The following is a 3,219-nucleotide window of genomic DNA, read 5'->3' as shown; positions in this document are numbered from 1 at the left end:
GGAATGCCTTTGCGTGAAGTTCTCTTCGGTGCTTCTGTTGACACTGTGGTCCCCGCTACTCGTGTGGTGGGGCCTACTCTGGCAACATTCATTCACACCGTCGAGACGGTACCGGCGACACGCTTACGGATCGTCTGCGAGGCCGCTGATAAAGAGTTCCGAGAAATCAGGAAGTTCACGCAGGAGATTTCCTTGCAAACGAGCCACCGCAAGACAGTCCACTGGATCGAGACTTCATCGATCATCTATCTGGTAACTCCACTTCTCCTTTTCTTCGCACTCTTCATTCGACCTTCGCTTGCGATACCCGCATGCCTGTTTATAATCTTCTACCCTGATCAATATCACCTGCAAGACCAACTGGCTTCCAGTCCGTAGGCCTTCGCTGCAAACGTTTTACACACTTTAACTTGCAGCGATATGGCTATGATTGGCAGGAAATTTTGGTGAACTCACGCAAAATTCGGATTGGATCAAGCACTATGCCCTGCTCAATTAATTAGCAACGCATCCATGGCCCGCAATAGCCGCTGTCGATGGCCTTGACGGACAATGGGTTGTTAGATACTCGTTGGGCTGGTATATCGTACCCGCATTTGTGCTCAAATACTCGAATCCTCACGCACAACGCTTGATTTCTGGTCTATGGTCATTGATCGGCCTTTTCCTGTTTTTCAGGATGCTTCTCAGCCTGATTTCGGGACAACGAGCGAAGATTATTACGCCATTGATTTTTATCGTCTTTAGCGGTGCGGATGTCGTCGGGAGGGCATTGACGCACTTCCGCATGGGTCCGATCTATCATCTTGAATGGTGGGCCGGCTGGATCAAGTATGGATCGAGCACGACCTCGCTATTCTGGGTTCCACAGCACGCCATTGCCGTTTGGCTAGGCATTGCGATGCTAATGCGACAAGATCGCCTACCGACGCTATTGCCGTACTTGATTTTTATATTTTCGGCAATCTCATTTCGGTCGCCATTCGCCGCGATAGGCTTAGCCCCCTACGGTGCATGGCTGATTTGGCGGAATGGGGTACGTAAAACCGTTCTTAACTGGCGGGCGATCATTACTGTTATGCTTTTAGTTGCCCCACTCTTCCTGTATTTTTCCGCGAGTTCGGCTCGGATCCCGCATGGATTCATTGGGACACCAGTTCCGCCGGCTGGTACGACCAATACAGCCATGCCGGCTTTTTTCCTTAGCCTCATTGCCCAAGTCACGCTGACAATACTCGATCAAATGACAGAATTTTTCTGGGCTTACATACAGCGATCTCATATTGTCATGAACGCCAGCTGTAAACACTTCCTCAATAGTGAACCCCATGTAACTCAACAACAAAAACAGCTCGCGCTTATTGTATTCTCGATTCTGCCGACGTACGGATCGAAACCACTGTACGGATCATACATATTCGCACTAGCTATCATGCGGGCCACGCTCTCTATTCTATTAACGTTTGGAGTAGTTAACACCAAACATCCCCCCTCTTCAATACTCGCTTTATCTCCCTCAGCACTCGACATGGGTCATTCAGAATGATGCTCTATGATCTCACAGAAAAGTATAAAATCAAACGATCCGAAATCGAACGGGAAAGTGTCTCTCTCTATATTAAAGCGATGAAACGCGAGATCAACGGAGGTCAGGGCCATTGAGATCAACGTTGGCAACACCCGCGTTCGGATAGAAGGCTCGCCCAACGAAGCCACGTTACGGCTGGTGCTTCACATGTTGCGCGGCACATCGGAATCGGCAGCACGATCGGGCTGCCTAGCCGCATAAAGGCCTGGCTGGCCACATCATGACTGCCGATGCATATCGGTCCCGAACTTCAGCAACACGACGAGAATCGCCTTGTCGCCCGATACGTCGGCCAGCGACGGGTTGTGCGTGCTAGGTGTAAGGAATTCCCTACCAATCTGTCGTATAGTGTGCCTCAACTTACAATAAATTTCCGAGGAGCGAGGCATGAAGCAAGGGCAAGATGCGCCTGTCAGTCCGTCGGTGGGAATTGGAGTTGCTGACGCGGTCACCAGCAGGCCGGTCAAAATCGGCGAGCGTACCTATTCCATCTCCGGCGACAATGGCTATCTCTCAGCAATGGGACACACGTTCGAGCCATCGACCGTGCACACGCTTCGAGCACTCTGCGACGATGGCGCGTACGCTGTGGACGTCGGCGCAAACATCGGTCTGACCGCTCTGGCGCTATCGCAGTATTGCAGAAAGGTCATCGGTATTGAGCCCGTGCCCCGTACGTTCGAGTACCTGCAGCGCAACGTCGAAACGACGCCAAACATCGCCATTTTCAAGCACGCGCTTGGGAATTCGGAAGGTATCGTACGCATGCAGGGGTATAACGACTTTCTCGCCGGCTCGTTCATCGCCGACACATACGAAGTACATAACGACAACCACTTCCTGGAAGCTGTGCCAATCAAGCGCCTCGACGACTGCTTCGCATCGATGGGCCTAGACCACCTGGACCTTCTGAAAGTCGATGTCGAGGGATTCGAACTCGAGGTATTCGAAGGCGGCAAGCAGGTGATCGGCGATTTCAAGCCGATGGCGTTCCTCGAAATGAACCACTGGTGCCTGAACGTGTTTCGGCGCATCTCGATTCCTGAGTTTCGTGAGCGCCTGCTCGCAGTGTTCCCCTTTATCTATGCGATGGATGGCGAGACGTATCTCGATTATGGCGACGACGCGAACGTCCACCACATCAATCACGGCCACGTTATCGAGCATCGCTTCAGCAACTTAGTTGCTGGTTTTGATCGTGATCAAATCGTCGCGCGGCTAGAGGCGTTGCGCGGGCCAGCGATGCCACAGGCGCCAGCGCCGCCGCAACCATCCCCGCAGGAGGGCGACCTGCGTGCGAAGATCGAAAGCTTGAAACTGGACATAGTCGCGCTTCAGAAACAACTGGACGAATCGATCTGCACAGCCGACGCTCTGCGACAGTCAACGTCGTGGAAAATAACGGCGCCGATTCGCGCCGTCGTGAATGCTCTCAGGAAGTAACGCTGCCGATCACGCGGTTGTGAGCACGGGCAAGGTCAACGTTACCACTACCCAGCGCCCTCTAGCAGCTTGCTGAAATACCACTCGCCTGGTCATCGGACGAGGTGGCCGAAGCGTTGATAAGAAAGCCCTGTCTGCCTCCTGAAGATCATGCGCGGTAGCGACACATTCACCGAGAAGTTGTTCAC

General features: G+C 52.8%; 2 protein-coding genes and 1 pseudogene. All 3 read left to right on the top strand.

The window, feature by feature from the left end:
* Positions 1-378, top strand: a pseudogene (locus GWC77_RS29210) (hypothetical protein); the annotation flags it as partial.
* A gap of 193 nt (positions 379-571) precedes the next feature.
* Positions 572-1,546: a hypothetical protein gene (locus tag GWC77_RS27220; RefSeq protein WP_173262443.1), complete on the top strand. Its 975-nt coding sequence runs from the start codon at positions 572-574 to the stop codon at positions 1,544-1,546.
* A gap of 429 nt (positions 1,547-1,975) precedes the next feature.
* A complete protein-coding gene (locus tag GWC77_RS27215) occupies positions 1,976-3,031 on the top strand; it encodes an FkbM family methyltransferase (protein WP_173262440.1) in 1,056 nt (351 codons plus the stop codon).
* Positions 3,032-3,219 lie beyond the last annotated feature (188 nt).

Origin of the sequence: Paraburkholderia sp. NMBU_R16, from assembly GCF_013282575.1 — a bacterium.
Classification (GTDB): Bacteria; Pseudomonadota; Gammaproteobacteria; order Burkholderiales; family Burkholderiaceae; genus Trinickia.
This window is presented reverse-complemented; position numbering and strand designations above follow the sequence as displayed.